This is a genomic window from Methylocella sp., assembly GCA_037200525.1.
Lineage (GTDB): Bacteria > Pseudomonadota > Alphaproteobacteria > Rhizobiales > Beijerinckiaceae > Methylocapsa.
The window spans coordinates 50,983-68,666 of sequence record JBBCGG010000001.1 but is presented as its reverse complement, the minus strand read 5'-3'; the positions used below and the strand labels follow the sequence as shown (position 1 = coordinate 68,666).

15 protein-coding genes and 2 pseudogenes are annotated in these 17,684 nt (G+C 59.7%); 10 read left to right on the top strand and 7 right to left on the bottom strand.

Annotated elements, in window-relative coordinates:
• Positions 1–50: 50 nt before the first annotated feature.
• Entirely contained in the window at positions 51–1,223 is a 1,173-nt protein-coding gene (locus WDN46_00350) for a glycosyltransferase (protein MEJ0091930.1), read from the top strand.
• Positions 1,224–1,247: 24 nt separating this feature from the next.
• On the opposite strand, the gene WDN46_00345 is transcribed toward WDN46_00350, so the two are convergent.
• Both WDN46_00345 and WDN46_00340 read right to left on the bottom strand, forming a co-directional pair.
• A complete protein-coding gene (locus WDN46_00345; protein MEJ0091929.1) occupies positions 1,248–2,039 on the bottom strand; it encodes an inositol monophosphatase family protein in 792 nt (263 codons plus the stop codon).
• A gap of 50 nt (positions 2,040–2,089) precedes the next feature.
• Positions 2,090–2,212: pseudogene (locus tag WDN46_00340) on the bottom strand (elongation factor P).
• A 517-nt stretch (positions 2,213–2,729) separates the two neighbouring features.
• On the opposite strand from WDN46_00340, the gene WDN46_00335 reads away from it, so the two are divergent.
• Entirely contained in the window at positions 2,730–3,629 is a 900-nt protein-coding gene (locus WDN46_00335) for a reverse transcriptase domain-containing protein (protein MEJ0091928.1), read from the top strand.
• A gap of 437 nt (positions 3,630–4,066) precedes the next feature.
• Here WDN46_00335 and dnaN read toward each other — a convergent pair whose 3' ends face one another.
• Complete coding sequence (dnaN, locus tag WDN46_00330; protein MEJ0091927.1) at positions 4,067–5,185, bottom strand: DNA polymerase III subunit beta; 1,119 nt, start codon at positions 5,183–5,185, stop codon at positions 4,067–4,069.
• A 270-nt stretch (positions 5,186–5,455) separates the two neighbouring features.
• Between dnaN and WDN46_00325 the strand changes: the two genes are divergently transcribed.
• Complete coding sequence (locus WDN46_00325) at positions 5,456–7,648, top strand: PBP1A family penicillin-binding protein (GenBank protein MEJ0091926.1); 2,193 nt, start codon at positions 5,456–5,458, stop codon at positions 7,646–7,648.
• A 55-nt stretch (positions 7,649–7,703) separates the two neighbouring features.
• Here the strand turns inward: WDN46_00325 and pyk are convergent, their stop codons facing one another.
• Both pyk and WDN46_00315 read right to left on the bottom strand, forming a co-directional pair.
• Entirely contained in the window at positions 7,704–9,131 is a 1,428-nt protein-coding gene (gene pyk / locus WDN46_00320) for a pyruvate kinase (protein ID MEJ0091925.1), read from the bottom strand.
• Positions 9,132–9,153: 22 nt separating this feature from the next.
• Positions 9,154–9,555, bottom strand: a complete 402-nt coding sequence (locus tag WDN46_00315; GenBank protein MEJ0091924.1) for a DUF1036 domain-containing protein — start codon at positions 9,553–9,555, stop codon at positions 9,154–9,156.
• 452 nt (positions 9,556–10,007) lie between these two features.
• Here WDN46_00315 and WDN46_00310 point away from each other — a divergent pair, with 452 nt between their 5' ends.
• The 5 genes and pseudogenes from WDN46_00310 (at position 10,008) to WDN46_00290 (ending at position 14,061) form a co-directional block, all read left to right on the top strand.
• Positions 10,008–10,826, top strand: coding sequence for an N-formylglutamate amidohydrolase (locus WDN46_00310; protein ID MEJ0091923.1), 819 nt, complete (start codon positions 10,008–10,010; stop codon positions 10,824–10,826).
• Between the two features lie 191 nt (positions 10,827–11,017).
• Positions 11,018–11,272 (top strand): DUF2312 domain-containing protein, encoded by a 255-nt coding sequence (locus tag WDN46_00305; GenBank protein ID MEJ0091922.1) that lies wholly within the window; start codon positions 11,018–11,020, stop codon positions 11,270–11,272.
• 151 nt (positions 11,273–11,423) lie between these two features.
• A complete protein-coding gene (locus tag WDN46_00300) occupies positions 11,424–12,521 on the top strand; it encodes an alkene reductase (GenBank protein MEJ0091921.1) in 1,098 nt (365 codons plus the stop codon).
• Positions 12,522–12,673: 152 nt separating this feature from the next.
• On the top strand, positions 12,674–13,195 hold the full coding sequence (locus tag WDN46_00295) for a DUF2852 domain-containing protein (protein ID MEJ0091920.1): 522 nt from the start codon (positions 12,674–12,676) through the stop codon (positions 13,193–13,195).
• 99 nt (positions 13,196–13,294) lie between these two features.
• Positions 13,295–14,061 (top strand): annotated as a pseudogene (locus WDN46_00290) (IS5 family transposase).
• A gap of 88 nt (positions 14,062–14,149) precedes the next feature.
• Here the strand turns inward: WDN46_00290 and arfB are convergent.
• Entirely contained in the window at positions 14,150–14,587 is a 438-nt protein-coding gene (gene arfB, locus WDN46_00285) for an alternative ribosome rescue aminoacyl-tRNA hydrolase ArfB (GenBank protein MEJ0091919.1), read from the bottom strand.
• A gap of 153 nt (positions 14,588–14,740) precedes the next feature.
• On the opposite strand from arfB, the gene WDN46_00280 reads away from it, so the two are divergent.
• Positions 14,741–15,766: an extensin family protein gene (locus tag WDN46_00280; protein MEJ0091918.1), complete on the top strand. Its 1,026-nt coding sequence runs from the start codon at positions 14,741–14,743 to the stop codon at positions 15,764–15,766.
• A gap of 169 nt (positions 15,767–15,935) precedes the next feature.
• Positions 15,936–16,958 carry a bile acid:sodium symporter family protein gene (locus WDN46_00275; GenBank protein ID MEJ0091917.1) on the top strand — a complete coding sequence of 341 codons (1,023 nt, stop codon included), beginning with the start codon at positions 15,936–15,938 and terminating at the stop codon, positions 16,956–16,958.
• Between the two features lie 93 nt (positions 16,959–17,051).
• Here the strand turns inward: WDN46_00275 and WDN46_00270 are convergent, their stop codons facing one another.
• The gene (locus tag WDN46_00270; protein ID MEJ0091916.1) at positions 17,052–17,681 is read right to left on the bottom strand and encodes a pyridoxamine 5'-phosphate oxidase family protein; all 630 of its coding nucleotides are present in this window, start codon (positions 17,679–17,681) and stop codon (positions 17,052–17,054) included.
• Positions 17,682–17,684: the final 3 nt, after the last annotated feature.

Sequence of the window (17,684 nt, the reverse complement as noted above, 5' to 3'; positions counted from 1 at the left end):
GGTTGTTCGGCCGCGGTGTTGTTGGCTTTTGGGGCCATGGGATTAAGGTAATGGCGGCCTCTCTGATTTGCTATGCTGGCGCGATCTGGTGGTCGCTCGCGGTCGCCCTTCTGTTCTTCACCTTCGGCTGCGGCCTGCTGCAGCCTTTCCTGCAAAGGCGACGCGCCACGGCGCTCGGACGGCCGCCCGTCTCGGCGCTCATCCCGATCAAAAGTCTTGATCCCGGTTTCGAGCGGGCTCAGGCGTCGATTTTCACGCAAAATTATGCGGACTACGAGATCCTGATCAGCTCCGCTGAGGCTGACTCCCCCGCGTTGGCGGCGGCGCGCAAAGTGGCGGAGGCCCACCCTTCGCGCCCTTGCCGTTTTGTGCATTCGGATAGCAGCGCTGCGGTCAGTCCCAAGCTGAACAATCTCGCGGCGCCGCTAATTCAGGCGCGGCACGATTTCGTCATGACGAAAGATTCGAACATGACGCTCGATAGCGACACGATGGCCGCCTTTATGCAGAATTTCGTCGCGGGCGTCGGGCTTGTCGTTGCAACTCCGGTGGCGGTGAGGCCGAAGACTTTCGGCGCCCGGGTCGAAGCTCTTCTCATCAATGGGCATGCGCGCCTTTTGCTGACCGCCTCGGTCCTTGGCCTTGGTTTTGGCGTCGGCAAGGTGATGGTTTTTCGGCGCAGCGATCTCGCCAAGACGGGCGGGATCGAGGTGATAAGCGATGCGCTTGCGGAGGACACGGCGATTTCGATGGCTCTCGCGGGGATAGGGCTGAAAACCGTTTTCGCGCATCGCACCGTGGCTCAGGAGATCGTCGCCAAAACTTTAAGCGATGTCTTTCAGCGCCAATTCCGTTGGAGCGTGATCCGGCGGGCGAACGAGCGCTTTTCATATCCGCTCGAGCCGCTCTCCAGTGCGCTCCCTGCTGCGCTCGCGGCGGCGCTGGCGGCGCCTCTTGTCGGGAGTCCGGCGTGGGTCGCGTTTTGCCTCACGCTATTTGGCTGGTTTGCCGCCGAGATGGTTTTTGCAGCGCTCAAAGGCTGGGAGATTTCGGTCTGGTCGCCGCTTGCTTTCCTTGGCCGCGAAATTGTGAGCCTTGCGGCTTGGCTGCGCGGCTGGACGACGCATGACGTCGTCTGGGCAAGCCGCCGCTTCGACGCGCGAGAGGGCGCGCAGAACGCGGACGTCCCCGCGATCGGTCGAGACGACGCGCGCCCGCGATGACGCCGGCTGGTTGGCAGGCGCGCTTTAGGGCAGCCGGATCAGGTCGAGCAGATTGCGTTGAATCACGTCATTGCCGGCGCAAATCGAGCCTTGGCTCAGCATGTCGTTGCCGCCGTCCGCGTCAGTGACGAAGCCGCCAGCTTCTTTGATCATGATGATCCCGGCGGCGATATCCCACGGCTGCAAATCGCGCTCCCAGAAGCCGTCGAAATTGCCCGAGGCGACAAAGCAAAGGTCGAGCGCCGCCGCGCCAAGGCGGCGAATATTGCCGGCCTTGGCCATCACGGCGGCAAGCTCCGCCTTGAAGCGCGGATGCTCCTTGGCCTTCCCGATGTGCGGGACGCCGCAGCCGATCAGGGCGTCGGCCATGTCGCGCCGCGCGGCGACGCGCAGACGCCGATTGTTCAAATATGCGCCCTGGCCTTTTTCGGCGATGAACATGTCGTCGTTGGCCGGATTGTAAACGAGCCCGGCGACGATCTGCCCTTCGCGGGCGAGAGCGACCGAAATCGCGAAAATCGGCAATCCATGCAGGAAATTGGTGGTTCCATCGAGCGGGTCGATGAACCATGTATGGCTCTTGTCCGCCCCCTCGATCTCGCCGCTCTCCTCAAGCACGAAGCCGTAGCCGGGCCGCGCCTTGGCCAACTCCTCATAGAGGATTTTTTCCGCCTTGCGATCGGCCGCCGAGACGAAATCGCCGGGGCCTTTCACCGAAACCTGCAGGTTTTCGACTTCGCCGAAGTCGCGCTTCAGGCCGCGCCCGGCCTTGATGGCGGCGGCGGTCATGACGTTCATGAGAGCGGATCTGATCATGAGCGCTGGTCCGCTCGGCGCATATTTATGCTGATGGTTCGCGACTTATGCATTTGATTGAAAGCTCCACCCTTGCCGGGCTTCACGGAATTGGTTTTCGCGGCGAACCAAAGGGCGCCGTCATGCTCGATGAGCGCGCTGGGCGCGATCCGTTGGCCATTGATGTGGGGCATCTGACAATGGTGCTCCGACGCGCGAGACGCGGCTGTCTGGGCGTGCGCTTCAATGCCCGTCGCGAGCGGATGCGTCAACTGCAGTGCCGCGGCAATTCAGCTCTGAGAGCAGCTTTGCGACACTAACGGGGCGCTGTAAGTACCCGAAATAAAATGTGAAAAAGCAACAAACGCCCCTTGCGGCGAAGCGTAGGCGTCACCACGTCACGTTCGCCTTAGGAATTGGCCTAATGGCACGGTCGTTTGGACTGTCAAGTGATAGCATGACTGCCGCGAAGATGATGACGAATGTTATCACACCTCGGGCGGCAAGCCGGCATGAGACAGTGAGCATCGCTCGCACTCCTACGATTAGATTATATCGCCTTGCGTTTTAAAACCCGCGCCGGGGAAGCGCCTGAAATCACGACAGGAGAGAGCCGGTGGATTGAGGCGTGCGTCGGGGGGGGGGTCGGCATAGACTGAGGCTCTGGGTTGGAGCTAGCCCTCCTGCACACTGCGATAATTGGAGTCGTGGGTGGCACAGATATGGTTCAAGTCAAGAGGTTATCGGCATTTCGATGCTCCTGTAGGTATCGGCTATGTAAATCGTATTTGTGATCCATCTTTTGTTGCAAAACATTCCTGGCTGCCACTTATCCACTATATAAAGTGTGTGAAGAGGTACAAGCAAAAAGACAAGAAAACTATCTATAAAGAGCGCCATATCATGTATGCCTCGCATCGAGATGCGTGTATTCTTTCGAAATATGCATACGAACTCACTCTTATTCTCGACAAGTATTATGAAAAAGAAGGGCTCTCCGAGAATGTTATTGCTTATCGCCAGCTAGGTCGATCAAATTACGACTTCTCAGCCGATGCGTATAGATTTGCGGAGGCTAACTGTCCGTGCGTCGTACTTTGCTACGATATTACCGGTTTTTTCGATGATCTTGATCACGCTATCCTTAAGAATCACCTTAAAAGGCTCCTGTGTGTCACGGAATTATCGACAGACTGGTACAAGGTATTCAAGCACGTCACCAAATTCAGCAAGGTTGATCGCGCAGTTCTTCAGGCTCATCCGAAATTCTCAGCGCGGATGGCCGGACAATCGCGCCAGCCTATTGCAAAGATTTCTGAAGTTCGCGAAGCAAGTATCCCGATTGAATCTAATCCAAACAAATTCGGTATTCCGCAAGGAACTCCAATAAGTAGCGCTCTCTCCAATCTCTATATGATAGGGATTGACGGTGTCATGGCTGCTATATGCGCCAATATTGGCGGCCTCTATCAACGTTATTCAGACGATATTTTGGTAATTTGCCCTCTCGACAAAGAAACCGAAATTACTAAGAAAATTGAGGAAGAGGTCGTCCGCCAAATTGGAGCTGAAGGAAGAAAAAACCGTACGCAAGATTTTCGGTCCAAGTAGCGACGAGATTTTCCAATACCTGGGTTTCAACGTGTCATGGAGAGGAGCAACAATCCGGCCTGCATCTCTGGCACGTCAGTGGCGCAAAGCTAAGCGCAGCATCGCGACCACCCGAAAGCATGGTGAGCGAGCAATTGCGGAAGGCCGGGCGACGTTCATTTATACGAAGCGACTTCGAAAGCGATTTCAACCCGTTGGCGTCCGAAATTTCTCCAAATACGCTAGGCGCTCAGCAGAATCATTTAAATCTCGACAGATCGTCCGACAAGTTCTCCGGCTTGAGCGCATGGTGGACAATGCCATCCGCGACCTTCAGAAATAGGCAATTGCTGTGGACGGCAGATGCTGGATTCACTCCCCAAAAAGTATCTGAAGCATTCGTCGAAATGCGGTTTCGTCTTTTGCTATAGTAAACCTTTGAGCTGGTACCAACGCCCCTAAACCCGCATAGGCATCAACACATAAAGCGCGCTCGCGCCGTCGTGGTCCTGCACCAGGGTCGGCGAGCCCGGATCGGCTAGCTTGAATAGAGCCGTGTCGCTGTCGAGCTGTTCGGTGATGTCGAGCAGATAGCGGGCGTTAAATCCGATATCCATCGGCGTCGAATCATAATCGACGTCGAGCTCCTCTTGCGCCGAACCCGAATCGGGATTGGTCACCGACAACGTCAGCTTGCCGTCCGCCACGGCGAGTTTTACGGCGCGCCCGCGCTCGGAGGAAATCGTCGACACGCGATCGACGGCGGCGGCGAAGGGCGCGCGATCGACGATCAATCTTTTATCATTGCCGGCCGGAATGACCCGCGCGTAATCGGGAAACGTCCCGTCGATGAGTTTTGAGGTCAGCACCACCTCGCCAAAAGTAAAACGCACTTTTGTCGTCGAGAGTTCTATGCGGACTTCCTGCGTCAGATCCTCGACGAGTTTTTGCACTTCGGTCACGGCCTTGCGCGGCACGATCACGCCGGGCATCCCGATTGCGCCGCGAGGGCTTGGCATCTCAACCCGCGCGAGCCGATGTCCGTCAGTTGCAACCGCGCGGAGCACGGGGGCGCCGTCAACCTCGGTCGCGTGCAGAAAAATGCCGTTCAGATAGTAGCGCGTCTCCTCATTGGAGATCGCAAATTGCGTCTTGTCGATCAGCCGCTTGAGATCGCCCGCCGCCAATGTGAAATCATGGCTGAACTCGCCCGTCGCGAGATCGGGGAAATCGCTCTCCGGCAAAGTCTGAAGGTTGAACCTCGAGCGGCCGGAACGCAGCTGCAGTTGACCGCTTTCGCCGCTGGTCTCAAGGGAAACCTGCGCCCCGTCGGGAAGCTTGCGGATAATGTCATAGAGCGTATGCGCGGGCAGCGTCGTTCCCCCGCCCGAGCCGACGTCGGCCACAAGACGCTCGGTTACTTCGAGATCAAGATCGGTCGCCTTGAGGATCAGCGCCTGGCCGCTGGCCTGCAGCAAAATATTCGACAGGATCGGAATTGTATTGCGACGCTCCACGACGCGATGCACGTGGCCGAGCGACTTCAACAGTGCCGCTCGTTCGAGAGTGACTTTCATGGGGCGTCCAATCGGGTTCGTTCGCTCCTCGCGCGCCGGCTCATCCGCCGCGCGCCAGGGCCGGAGACTTTGGCGCGGCTGCAGCGAAATCGCAAGACGCCGGACGCATTTGGCGCCACGGAATGAACAGAAAGCTGAAGATAGTTGCGCTGCGCGCCGCCGGCGCTTCGACATTGGGGCCTTTACCGGCCTTTAAGCCGGCTGCGCTAGCGTCGAACGCACCGCGTCGGCGAGGATTAATCCAGTCGATGGGGCGATGGCGCGACAGGCATGGCGAAGCGCACGACGGCCGAACGCCGCGAACCGCATTTTGAGTCCGCTCGGGAAAGGGCCAACGTGAAAGCAAGCCCGCAGCGCAAAGCCGCCAGCCTGCGCCGACCGGGCAAACGCCGCCGCTCCCTGCTGGTGACGTCGCTGTCGTGGTTTTTCACGATTCTTGTCTGGGCGACGGTCGCGGGGGCGGGGCTTATCGCTTTCTATGCGACGAAATTACCGCCGATCGATCAACTCGCCGTGCCGAAACGGCCGCCGAATATCGCCATTCTGGCCGACAACGGGGCGTTGCTCGCCAATCGCGGCGATACGGGGGGCGCGGCCGTCCGCATCGCCGATCTGCCGCCCTATCTGCCCAAAGCGTTCGTCGCGATCGAAGATCGCCGATTCTATTCGCATTGGGGCATTGATCCGCTCGGCATTTTGCGGGCCGTAACGCGCAACGCGGCAGGCGGCGCCGTGCAAGGCGGCTCGACTTTGACGCAACAGCTCGCCAAAAATCTCTTTCTGACGCAGGAGCGGACGGTTTCACGCAAGATCCAGGAAGCCATTTTGGCGCTCTGGCTCGAGCACACCTATTCAAAAAATCAGATTTTGGAGCTCTATCTCAATCGCGTTTATTTCGGCTCCGGCGCCTATGGCGTTGAAGCGGCGGCGCAAAAATACTTCGGCCATGGCGCGCGCAGCGTCACCTTGCCCGAGGCCGCAGTCCTCGCTGGCTTGATGAAAGCGCCAACGAAACTCGCGCCGAACCGCAATCCGACCGGCGCTGCGGAGCGCGCGGCGCAGGTCATCGACGCAACGGAGCAGGAGGGTTTCATCACCGACGCGATGGCCAAGCTGGCTCTCGCCCATCCAGCGCAAGCCGTGCATGATCAAGGGGCGGGCTCGGCCAACTACGCCGCAGATTACGTGATGGACGTGCTCGACGATACGATCGGCGCCATCGACCAGGATATTGTTGTTTCGACAACCATCAGCGCGGCGCTGCAGGCGGACGCGGAAAAATCCCTGACCGAAGAGCTCGATCAGAAGGGGGCCAAATATGGCGTCGCCCAGGGCGCGCTGGTGTCGATTGATCCCGATGGCGCGATCAAGGCGCTGGTTGGCGGACGCAATTACGCCGATAGCCAATTCGATCGCGCGGTGTCCGCCAAGCGCCAGCCGGGCTCGGCTTTTAAGCCTTTCGTCTATCTTGCCGCGATCGAAAAGGGGCTGACGCCCGCGACGGTGCGCGATGACGCCCCAATCAATGTGAGGGGCTGGCAACCGGAAAACTATTCGCACGATTATTTTGGGCCGGTGACCTTGACCAAGGCGCTCTCGCTGTCGCTCAACACCGTAGCGGTGCGGCTCGGCGTCGAAGTCGGACCCAAAACCGTGATCAAGGTCGCGCATCGGCTGGGCATCGTCTCGGAGCTGACGCCGAACGCTTCCATCGCGCTTGGCACCTCGGAGGTTTCTCCCCTTGAACTCGTGACCGCCTATGCGCCCTTCGCCAATGGCGGCATCGGCGTTCCGCCGCAGATCATTGCGAGGGTCAAGACCGCGACCGGCAAACTGCTGTATCAGCGCAAGGGCGGCAGCAATGGACGGGTCATCGATCCGACTTATCTCGCGATGATGAACACGATGATGCAGGAGACCTTGCTGACCGGCACCGCGCGCAAGGGCGAACTGCCCGGCTGGCAGGCGGCCGGCAAGACCGGCACCAGTCAGGATTGGCGCGACGCCTGGTTTGTCGGCTATACGAGCCATCTCGTGACCGGCGTATGGCTCGGCAACGACGATAGTTCGCCGACGAAAAAGGCCTCCGGCGGCACGCTCCCCGTTGAAATCTGGTCGCGATTCATGCGCGGCGCGCATCAAGGCATCCCGCCGCAACCGCTCCCCGGCGGCCTGTGGCAGGCGGCGCCCGCCATCGCCTCCGGTTGGCCGAGCTGGCCCGGGCAAGCGCAAGGACAAGCGCAGGCGCCAATGGCGGAGGCCACTGTGACATCCCACCCCGTGGCGCAGTCCGATCCGGCATTTGCGTCACAGGGGAGTCAGGCGCCCTATCCCGCGCAAGCGAACAATCGCGGCGGCGGGCTGACGCCCCCAGGCCTCATTCCCAGCGCGGGAGATCAGGCGCAACGGCCGCCGCAGCCGCAACGCGAGCGCAATTTCTTTGACTCGCTCTTTGGCGGATAGGTTTGCCGGAACTCTGTAAGGCGTTGACGCCGCGCACAGAGACGCGGCGCCTGCCTTAAGTCTGCGGGCTTTCGATAAATGCGATGCGGACCATGTTCGTCGCGCCCGGTGTGCCGAAAGGGACGCCCGCGACGATGATGATGCGTTCGCCGACTTTAGCGAAGCCTTCGCGCGCTGCGAATTTGCCCGCGCGCACCGCCATGTCGTCGATGTCGTGCGCGTCCTTGGTCACGACGGCGTGGACGCCCCAGGCGAGAGCGAGGCGCCCCGCCGTTTCAGGGTTTGGCGTCAAAGCGAGAATGGGGGCCGTCGGCCGCTCGCGGGAGATGCGAAGAGCGGTCGAACCGGAAGACGTCCAGGCGACTATCGCCTTCAGATCAAGCGTTTCGGCGACATTGCGCGCGGCGACGGCGACGGCGTCGGCTCCGGTGGCTTCGGGCGTCGCCCGCTGCGCATTGATGATGCCGCGATAATAAGCGTCGCTCTCGACCTCCTCGGCGATCTTGTTCATCGTCGCAACGGCCTCGACTGGATATTGCCCGGCGGCGCTTTCCGCCGACAGCATCACGGCGTCGGCGCCTTCAAAGACTGCGGTGGCGACATCCGACACTTCGGCGCGCGTCGGGACCGGCGCGCTTATCATCGATTCAAGCATTTGCGTCGCGACGACGACCGGCTTGCCGAGACGGCGCGCGGTGCGGCTGATGCGCTTTTGCAATCCAGGCACTTTTTCGAGCGGCATTTCAACGCCAAGATCGCCGCGCGCGACCATCAAGCCGTCCGAGATCTCGACGATCTCGTCCAGCTTCGTGATCGCCTGCGGTTTCTCGATCTTCGACATCACCCAGGCGCGGCCGCGAGTCAGCTTTTTGACTTCAACGACATCTTCCGGCCGTTGCACGAAAGAGACTGCGACCCAATCGACGCCGGCCTCAAGGCCAGCCTCAAGATCGGCGCGATCCTTCTCCGTCATCGGCGAGACGGGAATTTCGGTATCCGGCAGGCTGACGCCTTTGCGATTGGAAATTTCGCCGGCGACATCGACAATGGCGACGGCATGAGTCTCGTCGGCGACAGTGACATGAAGGCGCACTTTGCCGTCATCGATGAGCAGCGTATGGCCGGGCCGCAAAGCCCGCAAAATTTCGGGGTGGGGGAGACACACCCGGTTCTGGTCGCCCAGCGCCGGATTGGAGTCGAACGTGAACGCAGCGCCCTTGGCCAGTTTGATCGCGCGATCCTTGAATGCGCCGATGCGCAGCTTTGGCCCCTGCAAATCGAGCAGAATGCCGATGGGGCGGCCAAATTCGCTTTGTACCTCCCGGATCATCCGCACCTGATCGCGCATCGCATCATGCGAGGCATGGCTCATATTGATGCGAAACACGTCGGCGCCCGCATTGAACAATGCTGAGAGCGTCGCCTTGTTCGCCGAAGCCGGTCCTATCGTCGCAATGATCTTGCACCGTCGCAGCCGCCGCATTGAAGCCTCGTCAAAACTGGTTTCAGGGATTTGGTCGGACTTGCGGCGGATCGGTCAACTGAACCGTCCAGTTCTTCGCGTCTTTGCCCGTATCTACTTCGAAAAATCCGGTCCGGTCGAACCCGCGAACATAGCAATCCTCACGTCCGAGGATACGGAATTCACGGTCGCGCGTACACATGAAAGCCTTGCCCTTCCATTCGCCGCCGCGCTCGTCCATCGCATAAACATAATAAAATTCCGCCGCCAGAGGCCCGCGCACAAGAGTTTCGCAAATGCTGGGTTTCAAATTCCACCAGCCCTCGCTAACCCACGTCTCGCCGTCCGTATAGGCCAGAGAAACGCTGACGCGCCCCGTTGTTGTGTTGCAAAGACGAAAATCAGCCCAAGCAGGCGTCACCGGGGCCAAAGCCGCAGTCAACATAACGACAAGCGCCACGATGGCCGAGATAGTCGCTTGTTTCATCGCCGTCAAGGTTATGGTTATGGTCACTATCGAAGGGCGCAAGCTTCGGCCTCCGCTGGAGCGCGGATCCGCCGGACCAAAGTTAAGAATGCAACTCCAATCCGGATGCCGGGCGATTTGTCTAACCCGAGCTTGTCGGATTGGCGAGTCCCGCGGCGATGCGCAGGCAGTTTTGGCGCAAGCCTCATAATTGGACGCGATAGGTTTATATCTGGAATTTCTTCATTCGGCCGCCAGCGTTTCAGCGCCTATGAGCTGTGGGGGGCCGCAATCGATTTGTCCACCGCATTTCGTCGCATTCAGGTCATGATCGTGGAAAACGGGCCGGTTTTTCGGATAAGATTGCGTTAAATCAGGAAGATATGGAGCGATTTTGAGTCGCATCCGTCATGCGTCAAGGAGCCGCGACCATGGATGACGCAATCGGGTTTTCATCGCCGCCCAAGGCGGCGTTCGATCCCGTCGAATCGATTGCCGGGCGCCTCGATGCGGGTCTCCTATTGCTGTGCGATCACGCAAGCAATGCGCTGCCGGAGTTTTACCGCACGCTCGGCCTGCCGCAGAGCGAGCTTGACCGCCATATCGGCTACGACATTGGCGCAGGGCATGTCACGCGGCGGCTCGCCGAGCTGTTCAACGCGCCCGCCCTCCTGACCCGTTTTTCGCGTCTCCTCATTGATCCAAATCGCGGCGCGGATGATCCGACCCTGGTGATGCAGCTTTCGGACGGCGCCATTATTCCGGGCAATGCCGGGATCAATCCAGCGGAGATCGCCGACCGCCTTGAACTTTATTGGCGTCCCTATCGCGCCGCCATCTCCGAAAAAATCGAGTCCATGCTGAACTGCGGCCCGACGCCGGCGATCCTTTCCATCCATTCATTCACGCCGACGTGGAAGACGCGGGCGCGGCCTTGGGAAATTGGCATCCTCTGGGACAGCGATCCGCGTTTCGCGGCCCCTTTGATCGCGGCGCTGCGCGAGGCCGGACTGGTTGTCGGCGACAATGAGCCCTATGACGGCGCGCTTGCCGGCGACACGCTGGATGAAGAAGTGACCCGGCGGGGGCTCGCTGGCCTGCTCCTCGAGATTCGTCAGGATCTGATCAGCTCGAAAGAGCAGGCCTTCGCCTGGGGGGAGAGGCTTGAGCCAATTGTTCGCAGCGTTTTAAAGCGTCCTGAATTGCGCCAACCGGCGTTTTACAAGAGCCGGACAGGACGGCGCGGTTGAGCGGCCTTCGTCTGGATTTCGCGGCGGGATAGCGGGGATTATCGCTCGCGCGCCTTGACGCGCGCGCATCAAACCCGCATTGCGGACCCTCCGCATGATGTCGACTAGCATCGACGCCAAATGCTGGAAAGTTTCGTAAATCGCCGCCCTTCCGGGCGGCGGCGGACCGCATCGAATAAAGGAATTCGTGAATGACGGCAGATATCGCCGAAACCGGGGTCGCCGGGGCTGAACTGGCGCAATTCGTTGAAAGGGTGGAGCGGCTCGAAGAAGAGAAAAAAGGCATCTCGGACGATATTCGCGACGTCTACGCCGAAATGAAAGGCCGCGGCTTCGATGTCAAAGTGGTGCGTCAAATCGTCAAGATCAGGAAGCAGGATCATTCCGAGCGGATGGAGATGGAGGCCATTCTCGAGCTTTATATGGCTGCTTTGAATATGAAATAACCCCGGCGGAAAGCGCCCTCCCGGGCGCATCGCAGCCAAAACCCCCGTTCACAAGATTTTGTTCGCATCTGCGAAAAGGGTCCCGATGCGCTATGTTACGCCTGCAGCGCAAGCTAAACGCTTGAGCGTAGGTTTGGAAAGCAGGGATCTCATGACATCGGACGCCAGCATTCTTTTTTCATCATTTCGGCTCGGGGATCTCGATTTGAAGAATCGGGTCGTGATGGCGCCATTGACGCGCAATCGCGCGACGAAAGGCACGGACTCGCCGAATAAGCTCAACGCGGAATATTACCACCAGCGCGCGTCGGCCGGTCTCATCATTTCCGAAGCGTCGCAAATCACCCCGGAAGGCCAAGGCTACATATTAACCCCCGGCATCTACAGCGAGGCCCAGGTCGAAGGCTGGAAGAAAGTAACAGAGGCGGTTCATTCCGAGGGCGGTTTGATTTTCATTCAACTTTGGCACGTCGGGCGCGTTTCGCATGTCTCGTTCCAGCCCGGCGGAAGCCAGCCGGTCGCCCCCTCCGCCATAACCGCGAAAACTCAGACTTTCATCGAAAGCGGCTTCGTGGACGCATCGGCTCCCCGCGCACTGCGCTTGGACGAGATCCCGCGCGTCGTCAACGACTATAAAGTAGCGGCGGAAAACGCCAAGCGCGCGGGATTCGATGGAATCGAAATCCACGCCGCCAACGGATATTTGATCGAGCAGTTCCTGAAAGACGGAGCAAATCAGCGCACCGACGCCTATGGCGGATCCGTCGAAAATCGCATGCGGTTCGCGCTTGAAGTCACGGACGCGATTCTCACCGTCTGGGATAAGTCGCGGGTCGGCATCCGCCTCTCGCCCGTCAGCCCGTTCAATGACGCAATCGACAGCGCTCCGGAAAAAATCTACCTTCCGCTCGTTCAGGCGCTGAGCAAGCGCGGGCTTGCCTATATTCACGTCATCGAAGGAGCCACGGGCGGTCCTCGCGACAATATTCCTTTTGATTTCAACGCGTTGCGCAAGGCTTTCGCGGGCGCCTATATAGCCAACAATGGTTATACGCGCGAACTTGCCGTTGAGGCCTTGCGCTCAAACCAGGCCGATCTTATCGCGTTCGGCAAGCCCTACATCTCCAACCCCGACTTGGTCGAGCGTCTGCGCGACAATGCGCCGTTCAACGCGCTGCGCCAGGAAACAATCTATGGCGGCGGCGAGGAAGGCTATACGGACTATCCGGCGCTTGATGAGGTAGCCTGACCAGAAATTATGTTTCGGGTTCCCCCGGAGCCTATAGCGAGCCGCAACGATTTGTTGCGGCTCAGCTCGACGAACGCAAAATGCTTCATACATTAATTACCGCCGCCGAATTCCGCTTGGTTTTGAACGGTCGGCGGGCAGGGAGCTAAAAGATGAGCCCAGATATGGGAAAGCCTTTTGACCTAGGTTCGAACGGACAAAATGGCGGCGCGAGCCGACATAGAGGCCGCCGCGCGGGAGCCTGGAAACCCGTGGATATCGTCGTGATGGTTTTAGGCTTTGCGGTTTACTGGCCGCTTGGCCTCGCCGTCATTTTATGGAAGTTTTGGCAAAAGAAATCCGGCTATGAGGGCGATGTTCTCGCCTTCGGACGAGAAAAATGGGAGAGCTGCGCCAATTGGAGTTGGGCGTCCTGCGGCTCTAGCAGCCGAAATTTCGCCGCGCGGAGTTGGGGGGCAGCCGGATTCGGCTCCAGCGGCAACCGCGCCTTCGACGATTGGCGCGCCGCGGAACTCTCGCGTCTTGAAGAGGAACGCCAGAAGCTGATTAGCGCCGAGCGCGAATTCGCTGAATTCATGGAAAATCTGCGCCGCGCCAGGGATCGCGAGGAATTCGATCGCTTTATGAACGACCGCCGCAACCGGCAAGGTTCTGGCGGTTCGACATCGGTCTAAAATCCACGGCCGCTAGGCCGTGGTGACGAATTCGGCGTTTGGGGGATTCTCGCGAGGATCTTTCCATGATTCAAGGCTGATTTTTGGAGATCAGCCTTGATGATTCGGGATGTCGATGCGCTGCGAGACGATCAATGGGAGCGGCTTTGTGATCTTGTGCCAGGCGGAAGAGCCGGCCAGCGCGTGCCGCGCTGCGACAATCGACGCTTCGTCGACGCGCTGTTATGGATGGCCCGCTCGGGCGGCCGCTGGCGCGATCTGCCCGAACGCTTCGGCGACCATCAGGCGGTGAAACGCCGCTACTATCGCTGGATCGAGCGCGGCGCCTTGGACGGATTTCTTGAGGCATTCACCGCCGAGGCCGATCTCGAATGGCTGATGATCGACTCAACAATCGTGCGCGCCCATCAGCACGCGGCCGGCGCAAGGATCGCCAAAGGGGGGCGGATGCCCAAGGCCTGGGCCGCTCTCGCGGTGGTTTGAGCACCAAAATCCACGCCGCGACAGACGCGCTCGGCAACCCCGTTCGGCTCCTTCTCGGACCTGGGCAGCGCAACGACATCACAAAAGCGCACGCCCTGATCGAAGGCTTTGCGGCCGATGCGATCATCGCCGATAAAGGTTATGACGCCAATCACTTGCGCAAGGCTGTTCTTATGCGTGAGGCTGAGCCGGTGATCCCATCAAAATCCAATCGCCGCGCGCCGCTCCCCTACGACAAGGCGCTCTACAAGGAGCGCAATCTCGTCGAGCGTTTCTTCAATAAACTGAAGCAGTTCCGGCGCGTCGCAACCCGATACGACAAGCTCCTCGCAAACTACCGAGGCTTCGTATTGCTCGCCGCTATTGCTATCATGCTCAGGTAATTCGTCACTACTGCCTAGAGCATGATCTCGGAAGGCTGAAGCGCGGTCGGTTCGAACTGAATCGACCGCGCTTATTTGTTTCACCGATCTATTCAGACGGCCCGCTTCTGAGTTTTTTGGTTTCGCCGCGCCGGACCTTGGTTTCCACTCTGCGCTTGCGGGAGGCAAGGCTTGGGCGGGTTTTGATGCGCGGCTTTGGCTTTTCCGCCGCCGTCGCGATCAATGTCATAAGCCGCGCCACGGCGTCTTTCCGGTTCATCTCCTGTGAGCGGAAATTCTGCGCAAAAATGACGATCACGCCATCCTTGGTCAAACGCGCGCCGGCGAGCCGCGCCAGCCTTCGCTTCACGGGAGGCTCGAGCGAGGGTGAGTTCTCTATATCGAACCGCAATTGCGCCGCGGTCTCGACCTTATTGACATTCTGGCCGCCGGGACCGCTGGCGCGCACGAATGACAGGCTGAGTTCAGCCTCATCGATCGAGACCTCCGGCGTCACCTCAATCCTCGCCATCCTCGGCCTCGTCATGTCTCGATCCGCCGATTCTAGCGCATCTTCTATCGGAAAAAATGCGCAACCTTCATGAGATCGCGTCGCGAATTCGCGAGTCGCAGCCCCGCCGCGCGCGCATTTACAAATCCTTAACCGCAATGCTTCAGCGCCGCTTAAAGATTTACGGGCATGTCAATGCGAATGGCGCGTCGCATTCTGCCATTTGCCGTGATCGCGGCCCTCATCGCAATGTTGGCTGGTTGCTCTAACTACGAGCAGCCGCGCCGGCCGCCTTGGCGCACCCAAGCCGAGAACGCCTGTATGGCGCAAAGACCTTTCCAGCTTTCAGCCTATATTCAACCGGCGCGCGAGATCAACGGGCCCGGCATTTGTGGCCTGACGCAGCCATTGCGGGTCGCGGCGCTGCAGGACGGCGCGGTCAGTTTCAATGCCCCGTTCATCCTCGATTGTCCGATGATCGCCGCGCTCAACGAATGGTTGCGCGATGTCGTTCAGCCGACCGCGCAGGCGCGCTTCGGTCAGCCGGTGGTCGAAGTCATCAGCATGGGCTCTTACAGTTGCCGCGGCATGAACAATCAGCCGGGCGCGCAGATTTCCGAACATGCTTTCGGCAACGCCATTGACGTTGGCGGTTTCCGGCTGGCGGATGGGCGCGAAATCTCCATCGTGCGCGATTGGACCCGCGGCGATGACCAGACCCGCGCCTTTTTGCAGAGCGTCCATATGGGGGCCTGCAGCCATTTCACCACCGTGCTCGGCCCCGGCGCCAATGTATTTCACTACAATCACATTCACGTCGATCTCGCCATGCACGGCAATTCGTCGAGGGGTCTGCGGCGGATCTGCAAGCCGATGCTGCGGCCAAATCCGACGCCCGATCTCCCGCGCGACGGCTTGCCGGATGCGCCGGATATTGAGGATGACATCGATATGGCGCAAGCCAAGGTGTTAAGGGATGACGCGCTCGCTTTGCACGCCGGCCCTGGCCCCGGGCCTATGGCGAGCATACCGGACAAATATTTTAACGATGCGATGAGGCCGCCGGCATCGATACCGGCGGCGCGATCGGCAAGCGTCGGCGCTTATCCTCAAATGCCGCCTGCCGCTCGGCCAACGCCGCCGCCCAGCGCCTATGCGCCGGAAGGAGCCCCTTCCGATTGGGATCTGACTTCGTCCATTCCGCAGCGCCGTTGATCGTCGCTGGGAAGCGACCAAGCCTCGCCCTGCGGGATCGCGTCTCTGGCCACGCGACTCTCGGTAATTATTATGAAATGAAAAGACTGTTATCTTATCCGCCGGGTTTCCGCATAATTCTTGCCGCACTATAAAAAGAGAATAACATTCCTCTGAATGGGGGGGAGCCATGAAAAGCCGCCCGTTGTCGTCTCGCCTCGCCATTGATCCTTATCTCGTCCTGCTTATGGGCACTGTTGCTTTGGCGGCGGTCCTACCTGCTCGCGGCGTCGGCGCAGAGGCGATGAGTTACGCCGTGTTCGTCGCGGTGGGGCTGCTCTTCTTTCTTTATGGCGCCAAGCTGTCGTTTCGCGCCGTCGTCGAAGGCCTGATGCATTGGCGGCTGCAATCGCTGGTCTTCAGCAGCACCTTCATCCTGTTCCCGATGATTGGGCTGTTGGTGACCGTGCTCCTGCGGCGCTGGTTGCCTCCCGATCTCGCGCTCGGTTTGATGTTCGTCTGCGTTCTGCCATCGACGGTCCAATCGTCGATCGCCTTCACATCCATTGCGCGCGGCAACGTGCCGGCCGCGCTTTGCTGCGCGTCGGTTTCCAATCTGTTCGGCATGGTCGTCACTCCGGCTCTGGTTGCGCTGCTGCTCAGTTCGCATGGCGCGGGCTTTAGCTTTAAAGCGCTGGAGGACATTGGGTTGCAACTGCTGCTGCCATTCGGCATGGGGCAAATCCTGCGTCCCTGGATCGGCAAATGGCTAGCCGGCCACAAGCGGATCACCTCGGTGGTCGATCGCGGCTCGATCCTCCTCGTCGTCTACGCCGCCTTCAGCGCAGGCGTCGTCGCGGGCATCTGGTCGCAAGTCGGCTGGGAGAGCCTTGCCCTCGTTCTTGTTCTGGACGTGGCGATGCTTGCCGCCGTTTTGGCCATCACGACCTTCGCCAGCCGCCGACTCGGCTTTTCGAAAGAGGACGAAATCGCGATCGTTTTCTGCGGCTCCAAGAAGAGCATGGCCACCGGCATCCCAATGGCCAACATCCTGTTTCCCGGGCAGGCAATCGGCCTCATTGTCTTGCCGTTGATGCTATTCCATCAGGCGCAGCTCTTCGCTTGCGCGACATTGGCGCAACGCTATGCGAGACGCGGGGAAAAAGAACAGGACCGGACGGCGTTGCCCAATGCGTTGGAAGCCGCCAAGTGATCATTCGGCGGCGCGAAGAATCGCAGGACCAGCGCTGTCGCCGATGGTCGATCTGAATCACGCCAAAGTTCGGGAGTTGGTGCTCCCCTCCCGTCACTCTGCTTTCCAGCTGGCGAGCTTCGCTCGCAGCTCCGCATTTTCGGTCTGCAACGCGCTTAGGCGATCGCGCAGCGGCTGCACCGCCTCCGCCACCTCCTTCTCCGTGAACCGTGGGGTGATGTGCTGCGGGCAGTTCCAGTCGAACGTCACAAGATGCAACCGCAGGATTCGTTCTGCTTTGGCCTTGTAGCCGGGCTTTGCGACGAGCTCGGCGAGCGCAGGGTCGGCGTCGAGCGGCATGGCTTCGACATGGGCATAGATCTTGAGACGGGTTCTGCCAGCGTAATCCATCAGAAACAGCGCGGCGCGGTCATCGGCGCCAAGGTTGCCGACGCTAATATATTGGCGGTTGCCGCGATAGTCGGCGAAGGCCAAAGTCTTCTCGTCCACGACCTTCAAAAAGCCGATCGGGCCGCCGCGATGCTGGACATAGGGCCAGCCCGTTTCCGAGACGGTCGCCATGTAGAAACTGTCGCGTCCGGCGATGAAGGCGGCCTCATTCGGCGTGAATTTGTCGAACTCGCGATGGCCCGGAAAATTTTGCCAAACCCTGTCGCTGCCCATCGCAGCCTGTGCGGCGCGGACGCTTGGAGTCGCGGCGATGTCTAGAAATCCGTAGGACATGAT

What these genes read in the sequence shown, in the direction of transcription:
- WDN46_00325 (MEJ0091926.1), top strand. Translation starts at nt 5,456, where the DNA reads ATGGCGAAGCGCACGACGGCCGAACGCCGCGAACCGCATTTTGAGTCC.
- arfB (MEJ0091919.1), bottom strand. Translation starts at nt 14,587, where the DNA reads ATGACGAGGCCGAGGATGGCGAGGATTGAGGTGACGCCGGAGGTCTCG.
- dnaN (MEJ0091927.1), bottom strand. Translation starts at nt 5,185, where the DNA reads ATGAAAGTCACTCTCGAACGAGCGGCACTGTTGAAGTCGCTCGGCCAC.
- WDN46_00305 (MEJ0091922.1), top strand. Translation starts at nt 11,018, where the DNA reads ATGACGGCAGATATCGCCGAAACCGGGGTCGCCGGGGCTGAACTGGCG.
- WDN46_00315 (MEJ0091924.1), bottom strand. Translation starts at nt 9,555, where the DNA reads ATGTTGACTGCGGCTTTGGCCCCGGTGACGCCTGCTTGGGCTGATTTT.
- WDN46_00310 (MEJ0091923.1), top strand. Translation starts at nt 10,008, where the DNA reads ATGGATGACGCAATCGGGTTTTCATCGCCGCCCAAGGCGGCGTTCGAT.
- pyk (MEJ0091925.1), bottom strand. Translation starts at nt 9,131, where the DNA reads ATGCGGCGGCTGCGACGGTGCAAGATCATTGCGACGATAGGACCGGCT.
- WDN46_00300 (MEJ0091921.1), top strand. Translation starts at nt 11,424, where the DNA reads ATGACATCGGACGCCAGCATTCTTTTTTCATCATTTCGGCTCGGGGAT.
- WDN46_00350 (MEJ0091930.1), top strand. Translation starts at nt 51, where the DNA reads ATGGCGGCCTCTCTGATTTGCTATGCTGGCGCGATCTGGTGGTCGCTC.
- WDN46_00280 (MEJ0091918.1), top strand. Translation starts at nt 14,741, where the DNA reads ATGTCAATGCGAATGGCGCGTCGCATTCTGCCATTTGCCGTGATCGCG.
- WDN46_00345 (MEJ0091929.1), bottom strand. Translation starts at nt 2,039, where the DNA reads ATGATCAGATCCGCTCTCATGAACGTCATGACCGCCGCCGCCATCAAG.
- WDN46_00275 (MEJ0091917.1), top strand. Translation starts at nt 15,936, where the DNA reads ATGAAAAGCCGCCCGTTGTCGTCTCGCCTCGCCATTGATCCTTATCTC.
- WDN46_00295 (MEJ0091920.1), top strand. Translation starts at nt 12,674, where the DNA reads ATGAGCCCAGATATGGGAAAGCCTTTTGACCTAGGTTCGAACGGACAA.
- WDN46_00270 (MEJ0091916.1), bottom strand. Translation starts at nt 17,681, where the DNA reads ATGTCCTACGGATTTCTAGACATCGCCGCGACTCCAAGCGTCCGCGCC.